Annotated in this window: 14 protein-coding genes; 8 read left to right on the forward strand and 6 right to left on the reverse strand. The window is 73.6% G+C overall.

Features of this window, described 5'->3' with window-relative positions:
• Window positions 1-191: 191 nt before the first annotated feature.
• A complete protein-coding gene (gene rfbB / locus ABT023_RS05920) occupies window positions 192-1,232 on the forward strand; it encodes a dTDP-glucose 4,6-dehydratase (RefSeq protein ID WP_350882142.1) in 1,041 nt (346 codons plus the stop codon).
• 84 nt (window positions 1,233-1,316) lie between these two features.
• Here the strand turns inward: rfbB and hrpA are convergent, their stop codons facing one another.
• Entirely contained in the window at window positions 1,317-5,366 is a 4,050-nt protein-coding gene (gene hrpA, locus ABT023_RS05925) for an ATP-dependent RNA helicase HrpA (RefSeq protein ID WP_350882144.1), read from the reverse strand.
• A 105-nt stretch (window positions 5,367-5,471) separates the two neighbouring features.
• On the opposite strand from hrpA, the gene ABT023_RS05930 reads away from it, so the two are divergent.
• Entirely contained in the window at window positions 5,472-5,909 is a 438-nt protein-coding gene (locus ABT023_RS05930) for a cytidine deaminase family protein (protein WP_350882146.1), read from the forward strand.
• 37 nt (window positions 5,910-5,946) lie between these two features.
• Here ABT023_RS05930 and ABT023_RS05935 read toward each other — a convergent pair whose 3' ends face one another.
• Window positions 5,947-6,306 (reverse strand): YciI family protein, encoded by a 360-nt coding sequence (locus ABT023_RS05935; protein ID WP_350882148.1) that lies wholly within the window; start codon window positions 6,304-6,306, stop codon window positions 5,947-5,949.
• A gap of 140 nt (window positions 6,307-6,446) precedes the next feature.
• On the opposite strand from ABT023_RS05935, the gene ABT023_RS05940 reads away from it, so the two are divergent.
• From ABT023_RS05940 to ABT023_RS05960, 5 genes are all read left to right on the forward strand, one after another.
• Window positions 6,447-8,507, forward strand: coding sequence for a multicopper oxidase family protein (locus ABT023_RS05940; RefSeq protein ID WP_350882150.1), 2,061 nt, complete (start codon window positions 6,447-6,449; stop codon window positions 8,505-8,507).
• Window positions 8,508-8,560: 53 nt separating this feature from the next.
• The gene (locus tag ABT023_RS05945) at window positions 8,561-9,607 is read left to right on the forward strand and encodes a FecCD family ABC transporter permease (protein WP_350882152.1); all 1,047 of its coding nucleotides are present in this window, start codon (window positions 8,561-8,563) and stop codon (window positions 9,605-9,607) included.
• Complete coding sequence (locus ABT023_RS05950) at window positions 9,604-10,668, forward strand: FecCD family ABC transporter permease (protein ID WP_350882154.1); 1,065 nt, start codon at window positions 9,604-9,606, stop codon at window positions 10,666-10,668. The genes ABT023_RS05945 and ABT023_RS05950 overlap by 4 nt, the downstream gene beginning before the upstream one ends.
• A gap of 98 nt (window positions 10,669-10,766) precedes the next feature.
• Window positions 10,767-11,615, forward strand: a complete 849-nt coding sequence (locus ABT023_RS05955; RefSeq protein WP_350882156.1) for an ABC transporter ATP-binding protein — start codon at window positions 10,767-10,769, stop codon at window positions 11,613-11,615.
• An 11-nt stretch (window positions 11,616-11,626) separates the two neighbouring features.
• Window positions 11,627-12,568, forward strand: coding sequence for an ABC transporter substrate-binding protein (locus tag ABT023_RS05960; RefSeq protein WP_350882158.1), 942 nt, complete (start codon window positions 11,627-11,629; stop codon window positions 12,566-12,568).
• A 98-nt stretch (window positions 12,569-12,666) separates the two neighbouring features.
• On the opposite strand, the gene ABT023_RS05965 is transcribed toward ABT023_RS05960, so the two are convergent.
• From ABT023_RS05965 to trmB, 4 genes are all read right to left on the reverse strand, one after another.
• A complete protein-coding gene (locus tag ABT023_RS05965; protein ID WP_350882160.1) occupies window positions 12,667-13,260 on the reverse strand; it encodes an endonuclease domain-containing protein in 594 nt (197 codons plus the stop codon).
• A gap of 712 nt (window positions 13,261-13,972) precedes the next feature.
• Window positions 13,973-14,620 carry a hypothetical protein gene (locus ABT023_RS05970; protein WP_350882162.1) on the reverse strand — a complete coding sequence of 216 codons (648 nt, stop codon included), beginning with the start codon at window positions 14,618-14,620 and terminating at the stop codon, window positions 13,973-13,975.
• 120 nt (window positions 14,621-14,740) lie between these two features.
• Complete coding sequence (locus tag ABT023_RS05975) at window positions 14,741-17,254, reverse strand: DEAD/DEAH box helicase (protein WP_350882164.1); 2,514 nt, start codon at window positions 17,252-17,254, stop codon at window positions 14,741-14,743.
• Window positions 17,255-17,309: 55 nt separating this feature from the next.
• The gene (gene trmB, locus ABT023_RS05980; RefSeq protein ID WP_502890600.1) at window positions 17,310-18,023 is read right to left on the reverse strand and encodes a tRNA (guanosine(46)-N7)-methyltransferase TrmB; all 714 of its coding nucleotides are present in this window, start codon (window positions 18,021-18,023) and stop codon (window positions 17,310-17,312) included.
• A gap of 128 nt (window positions 18,024-18,151) precedes the next feature.
• Between trmB and ABT023_RS05985 the strand changes: the two genes are divergently transcribed.
• Window positions 18,152-18,868 carry a hypothetical protein gene (locus ABT023_RS05985; protein WP_350882166.1) on the forward strand — a complete coding sequence of 239 codons (717 nt, stop codon included), beginning with the start codon at window positions 18,152-18,154 and terminating at the stop codon, window positions 18,866-18,868.
• Window positions 18,869-18,875 lie beyond the last annotated feature (7 nt).

Raw genomic sequence — 18,875 nt, forward strand, 5'->3', positions numbered from 1 at the left:
GGTCGGGGGAACGGTGCGAGTATCCCGCCCCTTTGTGCCGTGCTTGAGTTAAATAGTCCTTAAGGGCGTTGTATCAGCCGCGTTGCTCCTGTTGGTCCCCTATGGTGAAGCCTTGCACAGGCACGACGCCCCGTCGGCCTGTCGAAGACGAAGTCGAACGCGCGGGCTTCGCGTGGCAGGGAGGCCACCACATGAGGATCCTGGTTACCGGCGGTGCCGGCTTCATCGGGTCACACTTCGCCCGGAGCCTGCTCAACGGGCGGTACACCGGCTTCGAGGACTGCCACGTGACGGTCCTGGACAAGCTGACCTACGCGAGCGACCGCAACAACCTGCCCGTCAGCCACCCCCGCCTGGCCTTCGTCCGCGGCGACATCTGCGACCGGCCGCTGCTCGCCGACCTCGTTCCCGGGCACGACGCGGTGGTGCACTTCGCCGCCGAGTCGCATGTGGACCGCTCCATCGACGACCCGGCCCCGTTCTTCGAGACGAACGTGATGGGCTCGCACCGCCTGATGGCCGCCTGCGCCCGCGCCGGCGTGGGCCGGGTCGTGCACGTCTCCACCGACGAGGTGTACGGGTCGATCACCGACGGCGCGTGGACCGAGCGCTGCGTGCTGGAGCCCAACTCGCCGTACGCGGCGTCGAAGGCGGCCAGCGACCACGTCGTGCGGTCGTACTGGCGCACCTTCGACGTCGACGTGTCGATCACCCGGTGCGCCAACAACTACGGGCCCTACCAGCACGTGGAGAAGGTCATCCCGCGCTTCGTCACCAGCCTGCTCACCGGCGGGGACATCACCCTGCACGGTGACGGCGGCGCGGTCCGGGAGTGGCTGCACGTCGACGACCACTGCCGGGCCATCGCACTGGTGCTGGGCAAGGGCCGCGCCGGGGAGGTCTACAACATCGGCGGCGACGTCGAGCTGACCAACAAGGCCCTGGCCGAGAAGATCCTGCTGCTCGCCGGGGCCGGCTGGGAGCGGGTGCGGCACGTCGCCGACCGCAAGGTCCAGGACCAGCGGTACTCGCTCGACTACACCAAGATCTCCGACGAGCTCGGCTTCGAGCCGCAGATCCGGTTCGCCGAGGGGCTGTCCGAGGTCTTCCACTGGTACCGGGAGAACCGGGCCTGGTGGGCCCACGCGTACCCGGAGGCCCGCTCCGGCGGCCTGACCAACTCCGTGCGGGGGCTCCCGGCCGGCCGGGCGGTGCCCGCCCCGGTGCACTGACCCGCCGCCGCCACGCCGTCCGGCCCTCTGGGCGGCGGCCGTACCGCCCGGGGGAGGGCCGGTCCGACCCCCGCCCCGGCCGGCTCAGCGACCCTCGGCGTCGTCCATCGCCCGGTAGATCCGCTGCTCGGAGACCGGGTACGGGGTGCCGAGCGCCTGGGCGAACACGTTCACCCGCAGCTCCTCGATCATCCAGCGGATCTGCCGCACCGCCGTCGACTGCCGTCGGCTCGGCGGCAGCGCGGCGAGCAGGTCGGCGTACTCCTTCTGCACCACCGCGATCCGGTCCTGCTGCTGGCGGTCCCGCTGCGGGTTGCTCGGCAGCCGGTCCAGCCGTCGTTCGATCGCGGTCAGGTAGCGCAGCAGGTCGGGCAGGCGGGTGTACCCGGTCTCGGTGATGAAGCCGGCGTGCACCAGGCCGGAGAGCTGGGCCCGGATGTCGGCCAGGGCGGCAACCACGGCCAGGTTCTGGGTCTTGCCGAGCCGCTGCTCGACGGCGTACCCGGCGGCGAGCACCTGCCGCACCCGCCCCATCACCTCGACCACGGTGTCCACCAGGTCGGCGCGGACCCGCTCGCGCAGCGCGGCGAAGCCCTCGGCGTCCCACGCGGGGCCGCCGGCCTCGGCGATCAGCCTGTCGATCGCCGCCCCGGCCGCGTCGGAGATGAGCTGCTGCACGCCGCCGTGCGGGTTGCGGCTCAGCGCCAGCTTCGCCTCGTTGGACAGCCGCCCCTGGAGGAACTTCGCCGGGGACGGCACGGTCAGCCGCAGCAGCCGCCGGGTGCCGGCCCAGTGCGCGGCGGCCTGCTCGGCCTCGGAGTCGAAGACCTTCACCCCGACCGTCGGCCCCTCGTCGACCAGCGCCGGGTACGCCGTCACCGCGTACCCCGCGCGGACCTGCTCGATGGTGCGCGGCAGGGCGCCGATGCTCCACTGGGTCAGCCCGGTGCGGGCCACCTCCGGCGCGGCGGCGGCCACCACCTGGCGCACCTCCTGGCGGAGCCGGCGTTGCAGGGCCGGCAGGTCCTTGCCCTCGGCGACGGGCTTGTTCTCCTCGTCGAGCACCCGGAAGCTGACCCGCAGGTGGGCGGGGAGTTTCGCCGGCTCCCAGGCGTCCCGGGGCACGGTCACCCCGGTCATCCGGCGCAGCTGCCGGGTCAGCGCGTCCAGCAGCGGCTCCTCGCCCGGCGTGATCGCGGCGAGCGCCGCCCGGGCGTAGTCGGGGACCGGGACGAAGTTGCGCCGGACCGGCTTGGGCAGCGACCGGATCAGCGCGATCACCATCTCCTCGCGCAGGCCGGGGACCTGCCAGTCGAAGCTCTCCACCGGCACCTGGTTGAGCAGCGGCAGCGGGATGTCCACGGTCACGCCGTCGGTCGAGGTGCCCGGATCGAAGGTGTAGGTCAGCGGGAGGGCGACCCCGTCGGCCCGCCATTCGTCCGGGTAGTCGGCCTCGGCGACCCCGCCCCGGCCGGCGTTGACCAGCAGCTCCCGGGTGAACGTGAGCAGGTCGGGCCGCTCCCGGCGGGTCTGCTTCCACCAGGCGTCGAAGTGCCGACCGGACACCACGTCGGCCGGGATCCGCTCGTCGTAGAACTGGAAGATCGTCTCGTCGTCGACCAGGATGTCCCGCCGTCGGGCCCGGTTCTCCAGCTCCGCGATCTCGGTCAGCAGCCGCTGGTTGTCCTGCCAGAACTGGTGGTGGGTCTGCCAGTCGCCCTCGACCAGGGCGTGGCGGATGAACAGCTCCCGGGACAGCGCCGGGTCGATCCGTCCGAAGTTCACCTTCCGGGCGGTGACCAGCGGCACGCCGTACAGGGTGACCTTCTCGTACGCCAGCACCGCCGCCTGCTTCTTCTCCCAGTGCGGCTCGCTGTAGCTGCGCTTGACCAGGTGCTGGGCCAGCGGCTCGACCCACTCCGGCTCGACCCGGCCGGCCACCCGCCCCCACAGCCGGGAGGTCTCCACCAACTCGGCGGCCATCACCCAGCGCGGCGGCTTCTTGAACAGCGCCGACCCCGGGAACAGGGCGAACTTCGCGCCCCGCGCGCCCAGGTACTCGTGCTTCTGCGGGTCCTTGAGCCCGACGTGGGACAGCAGGCCGGCCAGCAGCGACTGGTGCACCTTCGGGGTGTCGATCTCCTCCGGCAGGTCCGCGGCCGGGCCGCGCCGGCCGCCGTCCGCCCCGGCCTCCTTCGCGCCGCGCCCGCCCCGTCGGCCGTCGCCCTGCTCGGGGGTACGGAGCACCTGGCGGAGCTGGCTGACGATGTCCTGCCACTCGCGCACCCGCAGGTAGTTGAGGTACTCCGCCTTGCACATCCGGCGGAACGCGCTCGACGACAGCTCCCGCTGCTGCTCCCGCAGGTACCGCCACAGGTTCAGCAGCGCGACGAAGTCCGATTCCCTGTCGGCGAACCTGGCGTGCGCCTGGTCGGCCTGGGCCTGCCGCTCCGCCGGCCGCTCGCGCGGGTCCTGAATGGACAGCGCGGCGGCGATCACCACCACCTCGGTGGCGCAACCGTTGCGCTCGCCCTCGAGGACCATCCGGGCCAGCCGGGGGTCGACCGGGAGCTGGGCCAGCCGCCGGCCCAGCGGGGTGAGCCGCTTGTCCGGGTCCGTCTCGGCCGGGTCGAGCGCGCCCAGCTCGTGCAGCAGGTTCACCCCGTCGGCGACGTTGCGCCGGTCCGGCGGGTCGATGAACGGGAACGCCGCGACGTCGCCCAGCCCGATCGAGGTCATCTGGAGGATGACCGAGGCCAGGTTGGTGCGCAGGATCTCCGGGTCGGTGAACTCCGGGCGGGACAGGAAGTCCGGCTCGTCGTAGAGGCGGATGCAGATGCCGTCCGAGGTACGTCCGCAGCGGCCCTTGCGCTGGTTGGCCGACGCCTGGGACACCGGCTCGATCGGCAGCCGCTGCACCTTCAGCCGGCTGGAGTACCGGGAGATCCGGGCGGTGCCCGGGTCCACCACGTACTTGATGCCCGGCACGGTCAGCGAGGTCTCGGCGACGTTGGTGGCCAGCACCACCCGGCGCCCGGCGTGCGGGGCGAACACCCGGTGCTGCTCGGCGGACGACAGCCGGGCGTACAGCGGCAGGATCTCGGTGCCGAGCAGCGACCGTTTCCTCTCCACCAGCCTGGCCAGCGCGTCGGCGGTGTCCCGGATCTCCCGCTCGCCGGAGAGGAAGACCAGGATGTCGCCCGGCCCCTCGGCGGCCAGCTCCTCCACCGCGTCGCCGATCGCCTGGACCTGGTCGCGGACGTTCTCCTCGTCGTCGGCCTCGTCGGCCTCTGCCTCGGCCACCTCGACCAGCGGCCGGTACCGCAGCTCCACCGGGTACGTCCGTCCGGACACCTCGACCACCGGGGCCGGCCTGCCCTCGGGGTCCGCGAAGTGTTTTGCGAACCGGTCCGTCTCGATGGTCGCCGAGGTGATGATCACCTTGAGGTCGGGGCGGCGGGGGAGGAGCTGCCGCAGGTACCCCAGGATGAAGTCGATGTTGAGGGAGCGCTCGTGCGCCTCGTCGATGATCAGCGTGTCGTACTGGCGCAGCATCCGGTCGGTCTGCAACTCGGCCAGCAGGATGCCGTCGGTCATCAGCTTCACCAGGCTGCGGTCGCCGACCTGGTCGTGGAAGCGGACCTTGTAGCCGACCACGTCGCCCAGCTCGGTGCCCAGCTCCTCGGCGATCCGGTCGGCCACCGTCCGGGCGGCCAGCCGGCGCGGCTGGGTGTGCCCGATCAGCCCGTGCACCCCACGCCCCAGCTCCAGGCAGATCTTCGGCAGCTGGGTGGTCTTGCCGGAACCGGTCTCGCCGGCCACGATCACCACCTGGTGGTCGCGGATCGCGGCGGCGATGTCGTCCCTGCGGTCGCTGACCGGCAGTCCGGCCGGGTAGGTGATCACGGGCACGGCCGCCCGACGGTCGGCGAGCCGCTGCTCGGCCCGGGCCGCATCGGCGGTGATCTCGGCCAGGGCAGCCTCGCGCCGCTGCGGGTCGCGCAGCCGCCGGGCGCCGTCGAGGCGCCGCTGGAGCCGGCGCTGGTCGCGGAACATCAGGGTGGGCAGGCGGCGGTGCAGCTCGCGGACGGTGTCGGACGCGGCGGGTGCGGCGGGAACGGCTGGATTCTGCATGTCGTCGCCAAGGATAGGCAGCCCGAGTGCCGACCGCCCCCCGGTTACCGCCGTCTAGAGTTGACCGCCGACCGACACCGACCGCGGGGACGCCGAGAAATGACCATGCGAGACACCGACCGGGCCCTGGTGCAGGCCGCCACGGCGGTCGCCAAGCTGCGCTGTCGCAGCGACAACCACACCGTCGCCGCCGCCGCCCGTACCGCCGACGGCCGGGTCTTCACCGGCGTGAACGTCTACCACTTCACCGGTGGGCCGTGCGCCGAGGTGGTCGCGATCGGTGCCGCCGCCACCCAGGGCGCGGGCGAGCTGGAGACGATCGTGGCGGTGGGCGACCGGGGACGGGGCGTCATCCCGCCGTGCGGCCGGTGCCGGCAGGTGCTGCTGGACTACTTCCCGTCGATCCGGGTCATCGTCGGCCCGGCGGACGCGCTGCGCGCCGTGCCGGTCGCCGAGCTGCTGCCCACGGAGTACGTCTGGGCCGACCACCAGGTCGACGCCGGTGTCGGGGTGCCGACGCCCCGCGAGGACGCCGCGGGCTGACCACCCCGGCGGCCCCCGGCCCCGTGCCGGTGCCGGCTCAGTCGCCCGCCGCCATCTCCAGCATCGACCGGGGGATCGGCACGTCGCCGAACCGTACGTTGCCCTGCGGCACCAGCCAGCTCATCACCCGCACGACGAGCTGGCCGGCCCGGACCGCCGGGTCGTTGCCGTACAGCTCGCGGGCCGCCGCCCGATCGACCGCGAGCACCGCGAAGCCGCGCAGCCGGTCGTCGTCGGGGTCGAGGAAGGGCCCGGCCGCCAGGACGAGGCCCTGCTCCACCAGCCCCGCCTGGTGGGCCAGGTGGGCGTCGCGCAGCCGGTCCGCAGCGTCCCGGGGCAGTTCCGGCGCGTTCTCGGGCCAGGCCAGGAGCACGACGGTGTGCTGGTCGAATTCCATGCGACCAGCGTATGGGGGTGAATGGTGCCGTCATCGCCTGAACGAGGGTTTCCGAGAAGAAAGCGGCTTTTGCCACTCTGAGCGAAATTCATTCCATCTAGCCTCGGTCTCGGGACGACGACGCGGGGAGGTGCGGGGAGATGGTCTCCAGGAGAGGTCTGCTCATCGCGGGGGCGGCGGGTGGCGCGGTCGCGCTGACACCGGCCGGGTGGGCGGTCGCCGGGCCGCGTCCGGCCCCGCCGCTGGACCCGCGCGACATCCCGAAGTACGTCACCCCGCTCCCGGTTCCCCGGGCCATGCCCCGGGACCTCGGGGCCCCCGACGCCGACGAGTACGCGGTCGCGGTGCGGCAGTTCCGCCAGCAGGTCCTGCCCCGGTCGCTGCCGCCCACCACCGTCTGGGGCTTCGGCTCGGCGGCCCACCCCGGCAGCTTCCGGTACCCGGGCCCCACCATCGAGGCCCGGGCCGGCCGGCCCGTCCGGGTCACCTGGCTCAACCAGCTCCTCGACCGGCGTGGCCGGTACCTGCCGCACCTGCTCCCGGTGGACCCGACCCTGCACTGGGCCAACCCGGCCGGCGGCGACGAGGGGCGGGACCACGCCGGCCGCTTCCGCCGCACGCCGGGCCCCTACCTGGGACCGGTGCCGCTCGTCGTGCACCTGCACGGCGGGCACAACCGGCAGGAGAGCGACGGCCACCCGGAGGCCTGGTACCTGCCGGACTGCCGCGACCTCCCGGCCGGGTACGCGCGGTACGGCAGCTCGTACCGCGAGTTCGGCGACCGGTACGCCGACTACCGCGGGACCCGGTGGTCGCCCGGCGCGGCGACCGTCGAGTACGCCAACGACCAGCGCGCCACCGCCCTCTGGTACCACGACCACGCCCTCGGCCTGACCCGGTTGACCATGTACGCCGGGCCGATCGGCCTGTACCTGCTGCGCGGCGGCGCCTCCGACCTGCCGCCCGGGGTGCTCCCCGGCGCGACGACCGGCCCGGCCGGCGGTTCCGCCCGCGGCCACCACGAGATCCCGCTGGTGATCCAGGACCGCAGCTTCACCGTCGACGGCTCGCTGCGCTACCCGGCCAGCCGGGCCGAGTTCGACGGCCGTCCCGGCCGGTACGTGCCGGAGACGGACGTGTCGCCGATCTGGCACCCGGCGGTCTTCGCCGACACCATCGTGGTCAACGGCCGCACCTGGCCGGTGCTGGAGGTGGAACGTCGGCGCTACCGGTTCCGCCTGCTCAACGGCTGCAACTCGCGGTTCCTGCTGCTGTCGGTGGCGGCGCATCCCACGGCGCGGCCGGCGCGGCCGGCGGTGCCGTTCTGGCAGATCGGCAGCGACGGCGGGTTCCTGCCGGCGCCGGTGCGACTGGGCAAGCTGCCGCTGGGCGGCGGTTCCCGGGTCGACGCGGTGGTCGACTTCTCCGACGTGCCGGCGGGGACCGAGCTGTACCTGGTCAACGAGGGCCCGGACGGGCTGTCCGGCGGCCCGGGGGCGGACGTCGAACCGGCCGACCCGCACACCACCGGCCAGGTGCTGAAGCTCGTCGTCACCGAGGCGAGCGGCCCGGACCGCAGCGTCCCGCCGGACCAGCTCGACCTGCCGTCGTCGCGACCGCTCGGCCCGGCCGAACGGGTCCGCCGGCTGTCGCTGAACGAGACGATGTCGACGTCGCCCGGCGCCGGCCCGGTGGCCGCGCTGCTGGGCACCGTCGACCGGGACGGCCGGGCGGTGCCGCTGCGCTGGAACGCGCCGGTCACCGAGACGCCGCGGCTGTACGGCACGGAAATCTGGGAGTTCCACAACTTCACCCCGGCCGCCCACCCGATCCACCTGCACCAGGTGCAGTTCGAGCTGGTCGGGCGGGGGCCGACCGGCCAGCAGCCGCCGAGCCCGGCCGAGCGCGGGTGGCTGGACACGGTGGCCGTGCTCCCCGGGGAGGTGACCCGGATCAAGGCCCGGTTCGACCTTCCGGGCCGCTTTGCCTGGCACTGCCACCTGCTGGAGCACGAGGACAACGAGATGATGCGGCCGTACGACGTCGTGCCCTCCGGTGGGGCGGCGACCGGCGACGGCGGGATCGGCGCGGCGGGCTCCTCCGGGCTCGGCCTGGCCGGCGTGGCGGCCCTCGGGGCCGCCGCCCTGGGCGCGGGAATGCTGCACGGCGCACGCGATCCGGATCTACATCCCCTCGGTTAGGCGGGTCTGAGCAGCTCAGTTAAGGTAAGGCGAGCCTAAGCTGAGGGAGTTTCGTGACCACCGTCGCCGCGCGGCCGATCCGGGCCGCCAGCCGGCCCGCCCGCGGGTCGGGCCGCCGGGTGGCCGTCACCGTGGGAGCGGCGGCGGTGCTGGCACTCGCCGTGCTCGCCAGCTTCGCCCTCGGCAGCCGGCCGCTCGCGCCCGACGACGTGTGGCACGCGCTGGTCGCCCCCGACGGCGGGGACGCCACCACCATCGTCCGCGAGCTGCGGATGCCGCGCACCACCCTGGGCATCGTCGTCGGTCTCGCCCTCGCCGTCGCCGGGGTGCTGTTCCAGGCGCTGACCCGCAACCCGCTGGCCGAGCCGCGCATCCTCGGCATCAGCGCCGGCGCGTCGTGCGGCGTGGTGCTGGCCATCGCCGTCTTCGGCGTCGGCAGCCTCGCCGGGTACGTCTGGTTCGGCGTCGCCGGGGCGCTCCTGGCCGGCCTGGCCGTGTTCGCCGTCGCCAACCGGACCCGCGAGGGCGCCTCGCCGGTCACCCTCGCGCTGACCGGCGCCGCGCTCGACGCCAGTCTCGGCGCCGTCGTGTACGCGCTGCTCAGCATCGACGCCCGCACCTTCGAGGAGTACCGGTTCTGGGTGGTCGGCGGGCTGACCGGCCGGGACGTCGGCGTCACCGGTCAGGTGCTGCCGCTCGTCCTCGCCGGGCTCGTGCTGGCCGTCCTGGTCGCCCGGGGCCTGGACGCGCTCGCCCTCGGCGACGACGTGGCCCGGGGACTGGGCCACCGCATCGGCCTGGTCCGCCTCGGCGGCGGCGCGGCCGGGGTGCTGCTCACCGGGGCGGCCGTGGCGGCGGCCGGGCCGATCGCGTTCGTCGGGCTCGCCGTGCCGCACCTGGCCCGGGCCCTGGTCGGCGCGGACCACCGGTGGACCCTCGCCGTCGCCGCCCTGCTCGGACCCGCCCTGCTGCTCGGCGCCGACGTCGTCGGCCGGCTCGTCGCCCCGCCCGGCGAGGTGCCCGCCGGGGTGATCACCGCGCTGATCGGCGCCCCGCTGCTGGCCTTCCTCGTCCGCCGCGCCCGGGTGGTGACGGCGTGAGCGCCCTCGCCACCGGGGCCCGTCCCCGATCCGCCCCGCCCGGCCGGACCCTGCTGCGCCTCGGCCCGCTGCGGGTGCCGGTACGCCGCCGGCCGGTGCTGGTCGCCGCCGCGCTGACCGGGCTGCTCGTCGCCGCCGGGGTGCTCAGCCTCGCCCTCGGCACCCCGTACGTCGCGCCGGCCGACGTGCTGCGCGCCCTCTCCGGCGCCGGCACCCCGTACGACCTGGTGGTGCTCGACCTGCGGCTGCCCCGACTGGTCCTCGCGGCGGTGGCCGGCGCGGCGTTCGGCGTCGCCGGCACGCTGATCCAGAGCGTGGCCCGCAACCCGCTGGCCAGCCCGGACGTCATCGGCATCACCCAGGGGGCCGGGCTGGCCGCCACCGTCGCCCTGACCGGTGGGGCAGCCGCCGTCCTGGTCGCCCCGGCGGCGCTGCTCGGCGGGCTGGCCGCGGCGGCGCTGGTGCTCGCCCTCGGTGCCCGGCACGGGCTGGCCGCCCAGCGATTCGTCCTCGCCGGGGTCGCGGTGGCCTTCGCGCTGCGGGCGCTGATCGAGGTGGTCCTGATGACCGTCGACCCGATCGACGGGATGCGCGCCCAGATCTGGCTGGTCGGCACCCTCGCCGGAAAGGGATGGACCGAGGCGGCATGGATCGCGGTCACCCTGCTGGCGCTGCTGCCCGTGCTGCTCTGGGCCGGCTGGGCACTGAACAGCACCGCCCTGGACGACGACACCGCACGCGGAATCGGCGTCCGCCCGGTCGCCCGCCGGATCGGCCTGGCCGGGACCGGGGTGCTCGCCGCCGCGATGGTCACCGCGCAGGTCGGCGCCGTCGACTTCGTCTCCCTGGTCGCGCCCCAGCTCGCCCGCCGGCTGGTCCGGGCCGAGCGTCCCCCGCTGCTCTGCTCCGCCCTGCTCGGCGCGCTGCTGCTGGTCCTCGCCGACCTCGCCGGCCGTCGGCTGCTCGCCCCCACCCAGCTCCCGGCGGGCGTGCTGACCGCCGCGATCGGCGGGCCGTACCTGATCTTCCTGCTGCTGCGCGGACGCCGGCGGCCGTCCTGATGCCCACGACCGGCGCCGGCCACGGCGCCCTGCCGGCGCCGCGTCGTCCCCCGGCGTCCCCACCGTCCCCGTCCGTCGTCCCCTCCCGAGGAGCCGCGATGCTCTCCACCCGCGACCTGGTCGTCGGCTACGACGAGCGGACCGTCCTGGACGGCCTCGACCTCGAGCTGCCCGCCGACGCCTTCACGGTCGTCGTCGGCCCGAACGCCTGCGGCAAGTCGACGCTGCTGCGCACCATGGCCCGGCTGCTCACCCCCAGCCGGGGCGCGGTGCTGCTCGACGGCACCGCGATCCGGGACCTGCCGACCCGGGAGGTCGCCCAACGTCTCGGCGTGCTGCCGCAGAGCCCGCTGGTGCCCGAGGGGGTCACGGTCGCCGACCTGGTCGGCCGGGGCAGGCAGCCGTACCAGCGGTGGTGGCGGCAGTGGTCGGAGCGGGACAGCGCCGCCGTCGACGAGGCGATGGAGCTCGCCGACGTGGCCGGCCTCGCCGACCGGCCGGTGGACACCCTCTCCGGCGGGCAGCGGCAGCGGGTCTGGATCGCGATGACCCTGGCCCAGGACACCGAGGCGTTGCTGCTGGACGAGCCGACCACCTTCCTCGACCTGGCCCATCAGGTGGAGGTGCTGGACCTGCTGCACCGGCTGCGCGCCGAGCGGGGCCGGACCGTGGTCGCCGTGCTGCACGACCTCAACCAGGCCGCCCGGTACGCCGACCACCTGATCGCCATGCGCTCCGGCCGGGTGGTGGCCGCCGGCCCGCCCCGGGAGATCCTCACCGTGGAGCTGGTCCGCGACGTCTTCGGGCTCGACTGCGTCGTCGTGCCCTGCCCGGTGACCGGCGCGCCTCTGGTCGTACCGGCCCTCACCAGCCCCTCCCTGGCAGCGCCCGCTCGGGCCGCCTCCTCCGTCACCTCCTCCGGCTCACCGGCCGGCGGAACCCTCTGAAAGGAACATCGATGCGTCGTCTCGCCGCCGTGCTCACCGCGGCCGTCGCCCTCAGCGTCGGACTCACCGCCTGCGGAGAGAGCGACCCCGTCGCCGACACCGCCGCCGGGGACACCCGGGAGATCACCCACGCCATGGGCACCACCAAGGTGCCGGCCGATCCGAAGCGGGTCGTGGTCCTCGACACAGACAAGATCGACACAACGCTGTCGCTGGGCATCACACCGGTCGGTGCGGCGACCGCGGGCGAGGCGAAGGGCTGGCCGACCTACTTCGGTGAGGAGAAGCTGGCCGGGATCAAGACGGTCGGGGTGGTCACCGAGCCCGACCTGGAGGCGATCAACGCCCTCAAGCCCGACCTGATCCTCGGCAGCAAGTTCCGCCAGGAGAAGTTCTACGACGAGCTGGCCGCCATCGCCCCGACGGTGTTCACCGAGCAGGTGGGCATCACCTGGAAGGAGAACCTCCTCCTCGACGGCAAGGCGCTCGGCAAGGAGGAGCAGACCCGCGAGCTGCTCACCACGTACGAGAAGCGGGCTGCGGACTTCGGCGCGAAGCTCGGCGACGCCGCCCAGCGGAAGATCTCCATCGTGCGCTTCATGCCCGGCTCGATCCGGGTCTACGGCCCGGACTCCTTCTCCGGCATCGTGATCGGTGACACCGGGCTGGGCCGCCCCGAGCGGCAGAAGCTCGCCGACAAGGAGGACAAGCGCTTCGACGCGGTCAGCCCCGAGCGGGTCAACGAGGTCGACGCCGACGTCATCTTCGTGACCGCGTACGGCGAGAAGGCCGCCGCCGAGCAGAGCACCGTCTCCGGCGGCACGTTGTGGAAGGGCCTGTCCGCGGTTAAGGCCGGCAAGGCGTACCCGGTCTCCGACGAGGTCTGGATGACCGGCATCGGCGTCGGCGCCGCCAACAAGATCATCGACGACCTGGAGAAGTTCCTTTCCTGACCGGCCCTCGCGCTGCCCCGCCGGGCATGATCGCGCTCGATCCAGGAAGTAGTGGCCTCTGACGCACAGGAGGCCACTACTTCCATGTTCGAGCCTCATCACGCCCGGCGGCGGTGGCCGCGGGAGCGCAGCGCCGCCCGCACCTCGGCGACGAAGCCGTCGAAGTCGGCGCGCAGGCGCCGCGCCGTCACATGAAGCACGAGCCAGTCCTCGCCGAGGAGCCGGTTGAGTCGACGGCGGTCGCGGTGGAACTGCTCGGGGTCGTCGTGCCAGAGCCCGTCGTACTCGACGGCGACCCTGAATTCGGGCCAGGCCAGGTCCAGCCGGGCCACGAATCGCCCACCGTCGGAGACGACCCACTGGGTACGCGGCCGGGGCAGCCCGGCCAGCACCAGCCGCACCCTGGTCCGGGACTCCTGCGGCGACTCGGCCCCCGGGTCGGCCAGTTCGACCGCGCGCAGCAGGGAACGCCAGCCCCGCAGCCCGGCCCGGGTCAGCGCGTACTCGCGCAGCGCCGGAACGTCGGTGAGGCGACGCGCCAGCAGTCCGTCGATGACGACGACCGCCTCCACGACGTCCAGCCAACGGGCCAGGTCCCAGCAGGTACGGGCCGCAGTGGTCACGAGCACGCCCGCCCGATTGACGACATCCGACGGATCCACGTCGGCCCGATGCACCCGCAGCCCTGTCATCGGCCCCTGCCGGCGTCCCACCCTCGGGCCCTGCCGATCACCCCCTCCTGCTTCCTGCCGGTGGCCACCTCCTGGTACCGACCGGGGCGCTGCCGTCGGGTGCGAGGGTAGGGGGAACGGCCCTTTGGGCGTCAGGACGTCGATCGGCTCGTCGAGGGCGACGCGGCCCACCCCGTACAACGCCGCCGCTGATCGCCCGGCGACGGCCGTGCCGGGAGACACCAGCCAGCGGGCCACCGCAGCGCACCGGTGGCGGTGGGTGACCGTGAGGCGGGCGTCCGCGTACACATCCCGGAACAACGGGCGCCAGGCGGAACTGCGTAGTTCGTTGCGGGTGAGGAGCCCGTGAGACACGGCCACCGAGCCACGGAAGATTCGGCCCCGCAACTGCGGAGGTCGTAACGGAGCTTTTGGCATGCCCCGACTCTGCCGATTTCGGTCGGACTCCGCCGTCCCCTGTGGATAACCCCGTTGTGGCCCCTCAGGGTCGTGTCAAAGTCGTGCTCGATCCAGGAAACAGGGGCCTCCGGGCGCCACGGTGACCACTGTTTCCCGGATCGAGCGTGACCTTGCAGCGACGACCTCCACGTCGACAGCCGGCGGCCAAGCCCGGAACGGGCCGACGCGCCGCCTCCCACGGCCAAGCCCGGAACGGGCCGACGCGCCGCCTCCCGTGGACGGGTGGGAGGCGGCGCGTCGGATTGGGGGTGGGTCAGGCGGCGGTGGACCAGATGGCGCGGAAGGCTGCCGCCTCGCCGGCCAGCCATTGCTCGACCTGATCGGGCTTGACGCTGCCCGGCATCCGGTATGCCTCGCCTCGGCGGACGTCTACCAGGACCGGGGTGGCGTGGGGGAGGACGGCGTCCATGTGCCGGGCCATCAGGTGCAGGGTGGCCAGGGCCGTCTCCTCACTGGGCGGGGCCTCGTCGAAGTGCAGGCGGACGGCCTCGGCGCGGCCGTCCTCGGCGTACCGGATGCCGAAGTGGGGGTTGATCTTGACGGGGAGGTCGCCGAGCATGGCCAGGGCGTCGCGGGTCTGGGCCAGGTCGACGGCGGTCGGCTCGCCGAGGGAGCGCAGCCAGGCAGTCGCGCCCGGCACGAGCGCCTGGTAGAGCGGGCGCCAGCGCGGCTTGACCACGTCGGCGACCTGCGCCAGGTGGGTGCCGCCGGTGTGGAACGCGACGTCGGCCTTGAGCGCCTTGACGAACTGGCCGTGCGGGTTGAAGCCGTGCCGGCTCGCCCGCTGCTTGCGCAGGCCCCCGACGAAGCTCGCCTTGGTGGGCCCGGTGCGGTCGACGTACCGGGTGAAGCCGAGGAGGGTGGCGTAGGGCGGGAGGGTGCTGGAGGTGGACGCGTTCACGGAAGTCCTCCCAGGTCAGGACTTGGTTTAGTACACACATTCTAATCGATGGGTCTGACATCTCCCAGCGAAAAGGAGGGGCAGTCCGGACGTCCGGACTGCCCCTCCTGTGAAGATCGGCTAGAGCTGGCCGACGTCCGTGATCCGGACGGCGGCGGCGCCCACCTCGTCGGAGGCGGCCAGGTCGATCTCGGCGCTGATGCCCCAGTCGTGGTCCTCGTCCGGGTCGTCGAGGATCTGCCGGACCGTCCACCGCTCCCGGCCCTGCTCGATCATCAGCAGCGCCGGGCCGCGGGCGTCCGGGCCGACCCCGATCGAGTCGTACGCCTCGAAGTACGGCTCCAGCGCGTCGGCCCACGCGTCCGCGTTCCAGCCGTCCCCGCCGTCCAGCTCACCCAGGTCGTACCAGCGGCGCAGGGCGGCCAGCTCGACCCGGCGGAACAGCGCGTTGCGCACCAGCACCCGGAACGCCCGGGCGTTGCGGGTGACCGCCGGCGGCCGGTCGTCCAGGTTGGCGTACGCCTCGGCGGCCTCCGCGACGTCGGAGGGGTTGCGCAGCCGCTCCCACTCGTCGATCAGGCTGGAGTCGACCTGGCGGACCAGCTCGCCCAGCCACTCGATGAGGTCGACCAGCTCCTCGGTCTTGGCGTCCTCGGGGACGGTCTGGCGCAGCGTCTTGTACGCGTCGGCGAGGTACCGCAGCACCAGCCCTTCGGACCGGGTGAGGGAGTAGAACTGCACGTACTCGGTGAAGGTCATCGCCCGCTCGTACATGTCGCGGACGACCGACTTGGGGGAGAGCTGGTGGTCGGCGACCCAGGGGTGCCCCTGCCGGTACATCTCGTACGCGGCCTCCAGCAGCTCCGCGAGGGGCTTCGGGTGGGTCACCTCGTCGAGCAGTTCGAGTCGGGCCTCGTACTCGATGCCCTCGGCCTTCATCGCGGCGACCGCCTCGCCGCGGGCCTTGAACTGCTGCGCGGAGAGCACCTGGCGGGGGTCGTCGAGGATCGACTCGATCACCGAGAGCACGTCGAGGGCGTACGACGGTGACTCGGCGTCCAGCAGCTCGATGGTGGCCAGGGCGAGCGGTGACAGCGGCTGGTTGAGCGCGAAGTCGAGCTGGAGGTCGACGGTGAGCCGGACCCGGCGGCCGGTCTCGTCCGGCTCGGGCAGCTCCTCCACCACTCCACCGGCCCGCAGCGCCCGGTAGATGGCGATCGCCCGGCGGATGTGCCGGCGCTGTGCGGCGGGCTCCTCGTGGCTGTCGGTGAGCAGGTGCCGCATGGCGGTGAACGCGTCGCCGGGGCGGCCGATGACGTTGAGCAGCATCGAGTGGCTGACCTGGAAGCTTGAGGTCAGCGGTTCCGGCTCGGCCTCGACGAGGCGGTCGAAGGTGGGCCGGCCCCAGCCGATCGAGCCCTCCGGCGGCTTCTTGCGGACCACCTTGCGCCGCTTCTTCGGGTCGTCGCCGGCCTTCGCGAGGGCCTTCTCGTTGTCGATGACGTGCTCGGGGGCCTGCACGACGACCCGGCCGATGGTGTCGAAGCCCGCCCGGCCGGCCCGGCCGGCGATCTGGTGGAACTCGCGGTTCTTGAGCAGCCGGGTGCGGATGCCGTCGTACTTGCTCAGGCCGGTGAACAGCACGGTGCGGATCGGCACGTTGATGCCGACGCCGAGGGTGTCGGTGCCGCAGATGACCTTGAGCAGCCCGGCCTGGGCAAGGGTCTCGACGAGGCGGCGGTACTTCGGCAGCATGCCGGCGTGGTGCACGCCGATGCCGTGCCGGACCAGCCTCGACAGGGTCTTGCCGAACCCGGAGGTGAACCGGAACCGGCCGATCGCCTCGGCGATCATGTCCTTCTCGGCCCGGCTGGCGACGTTGACGCTCATCAGCGCCTGGGCGCGCTCCAGGGCGGCGGCCTGGGTGAAGTGCACGACGTACACCGGGGCCTGCTTGGTCTCCAGCAGCTCCTCGAGGGTCTCGTGCATCGGCGTCATCGCGTACGTGAAGATGAGCGGGACCGGCCGCTCGGCCGAGCGGACGACGGCGGTCGGCCGGCCGGTGCGCCGGGTGAGATCGTCGACGAAGCGGGTGGTGTCGCCGAGGGTGGCCGACATCAGCACGAACTGCGCCTGGGGCAGCTCGATGATCGGCACCTGCCAGGCCCAGCCCCGGTCCGGCTCGGCGTAGAAGTGGAACTCGTCCATGACCACCTGGCCGACGTCGGCCCGCTCGCCCTCGCGCAGCGCGAGGTTGGCCAGGATCTCGGCCGTGCAGCAGATGATCGGGGCGTCGGCGTTGACGCTGGCGTCGCCGGTGAGCATGCCGACGTTGTCGGCGCCGAAAACCTCGCAGAGGGCGAAGAACTTCTCCGACACCAGGGCCTTGATCGGGGCGGTGTAGAAGGTGGTCCGGCTGTCGGCCAGGGCGGCGAAGTGCGCGGCGATCGCCACCAGGCTCTTGCCCGAGCCGGTCGGCGTGTTCATGATCACGTTCGCGCCGGAGACGATCTCGATGACCGCCTCCTCCTGGTGGGAGTAGAGGTCGAGGCCGCGCTCCTTCGCCCAGCCGGCGAACGCGTCGAAGAGGGTGTCGGGGTCGGCGCTTGTCGGCAGCGCGGCGGTGAGCGTCATAGCCCGTCCATCGTGCCTGCCGTAGGGCCTCCCGCGCCAACCGGGAGCCTGCCGGTCACGCCCGACGGTGGATCAGGTCGAGAACCGGGCGGCCGGCGGTCAACGCGCGGCGCTCGAACTTGGTGATCGGCCGGTGGGCGGGACGCGGGGCGTACCCGTCGTGCACGTCGGTCAGCCCCGGGTCGGCGGTCAGCGTCTCGCGCATCGACTCGGCGTACTCGGCCCAGTCCGTGGCGCAGTGCAGCGTCCCACCGGGGACCAGCCGGGAACGCAGCAGCGCCACGTGCGCCGGCTGGATGATCCGCCGCTTGTGGTGGCGCGACTTCGGCCACGGGTCGGGGAAGAACACGTGCACCGCGTCCAACGAGCCCTCCGGCAGCGCCCGGACCAGGTCGAGCGCGTCGCCCCGCCCGACCCGCACGTTGCCCAGGCCGTGGCGCTCCACCAGACCCAGCAGGTTGGCGATTCCGGGCGTGTGCACCTCGACGGCCAGATAGTCTCGGTTCGGGTCGCCGATGGCCATCTCGGCCGTGGCGTCCCCCATCCCGGACCCGATCTCCAGCACCACGGGGGCCCGGCGGCCGAACAGCGCCGCCAGGTCCACCGGCGCGGCGAGGTCGTCGGTGATCGTCATGCCGTACGCCGGCCAGAGCCGGTCCAGGTCGTCGACCTGACGGTCGCTCATCCGGCCGCGCCGGGGGTGGAAGGTGCGGATCCGGGGCGCGTGCGGCGGCACGGTCGCGGCGGGGTTCGGGTCGGTGGAGGTCACAGCGACCCGAGCGTACGCGACGGCCACGCCGGACCGGATGTGATGTACGACCGGGACGGGCGGACCCGTCCCGTACGGCAGGCCGGGCGGCCGGTGCCCGGCGTCGCGTTACCGCGCCGGGAGGGGTCATGGGGTCAGCCACGCGCCTCGGCGCCGCGCTGGCGGTCGCGGTCGCCGCGGTCGCCGGCCCGCTCGCGGTCACCACGGTCGGCGTGATGGCCGGCCCGCTCGCGGGGGTCGCGCGGGCCGCCGGTGCCCCCGCGGTCGTCCCGGTGCCCGAGGCGTCGGCCGACCAGCCCGGCGGCGGCCGACCCGATGGCGGACAGCCCGGCGGCGGACAGCCCGGCTGGCTCGTCTTCGTCGAGGTCAGCCCCGGCACGGTGCAGCCCGGTTACCTGGTCGCCGTCCGGGCGAGCTGCCACGACAACTCGGTGCCGGCCATCGTGGTCTCCGACGCCTTCGGCCGGGTCGCCGCCCGACCGGACCGTGGCCTGCTGACAGCGTCCCCGATGGTCCGGGAGCGGGTCTGGCCGGGCAACTACCGGGTCAAGCTGGAGTGCCGGGGCGGGGAGACCGCGACCACGATGCTCCAGGTGGTCAAGCGGACGCCCTCGCCCCCGCCCTCGCCCACCCACAGGCCGACGCGCGAGCCGGCCCCGCACCCGTCGCACCCTGCGGCGCAGCACCCGAGCCGGGGCCCGAACACCGGCTTCGGCGGCACGGCCGGGGCGGCCACCGGCGGGCTGCTGCTGCCCGGGGGCGTGGCGCTGGCCGTGGCCGGGGTGACGATCGGCCTGGCCTCCAGACGCCGGCCCCGCGCCCGCCGCACCGCCGCCGGGCGCTGAGGCCGGT

This window comes from Micromonospora sp. NPDC002296 (assembly GCF_040296145.1).
Lineage (GTDB): Bacteria > Actinomycetota > Actinomycetes > Mycobacteriales > Micromonosporaceae > Micromonospora.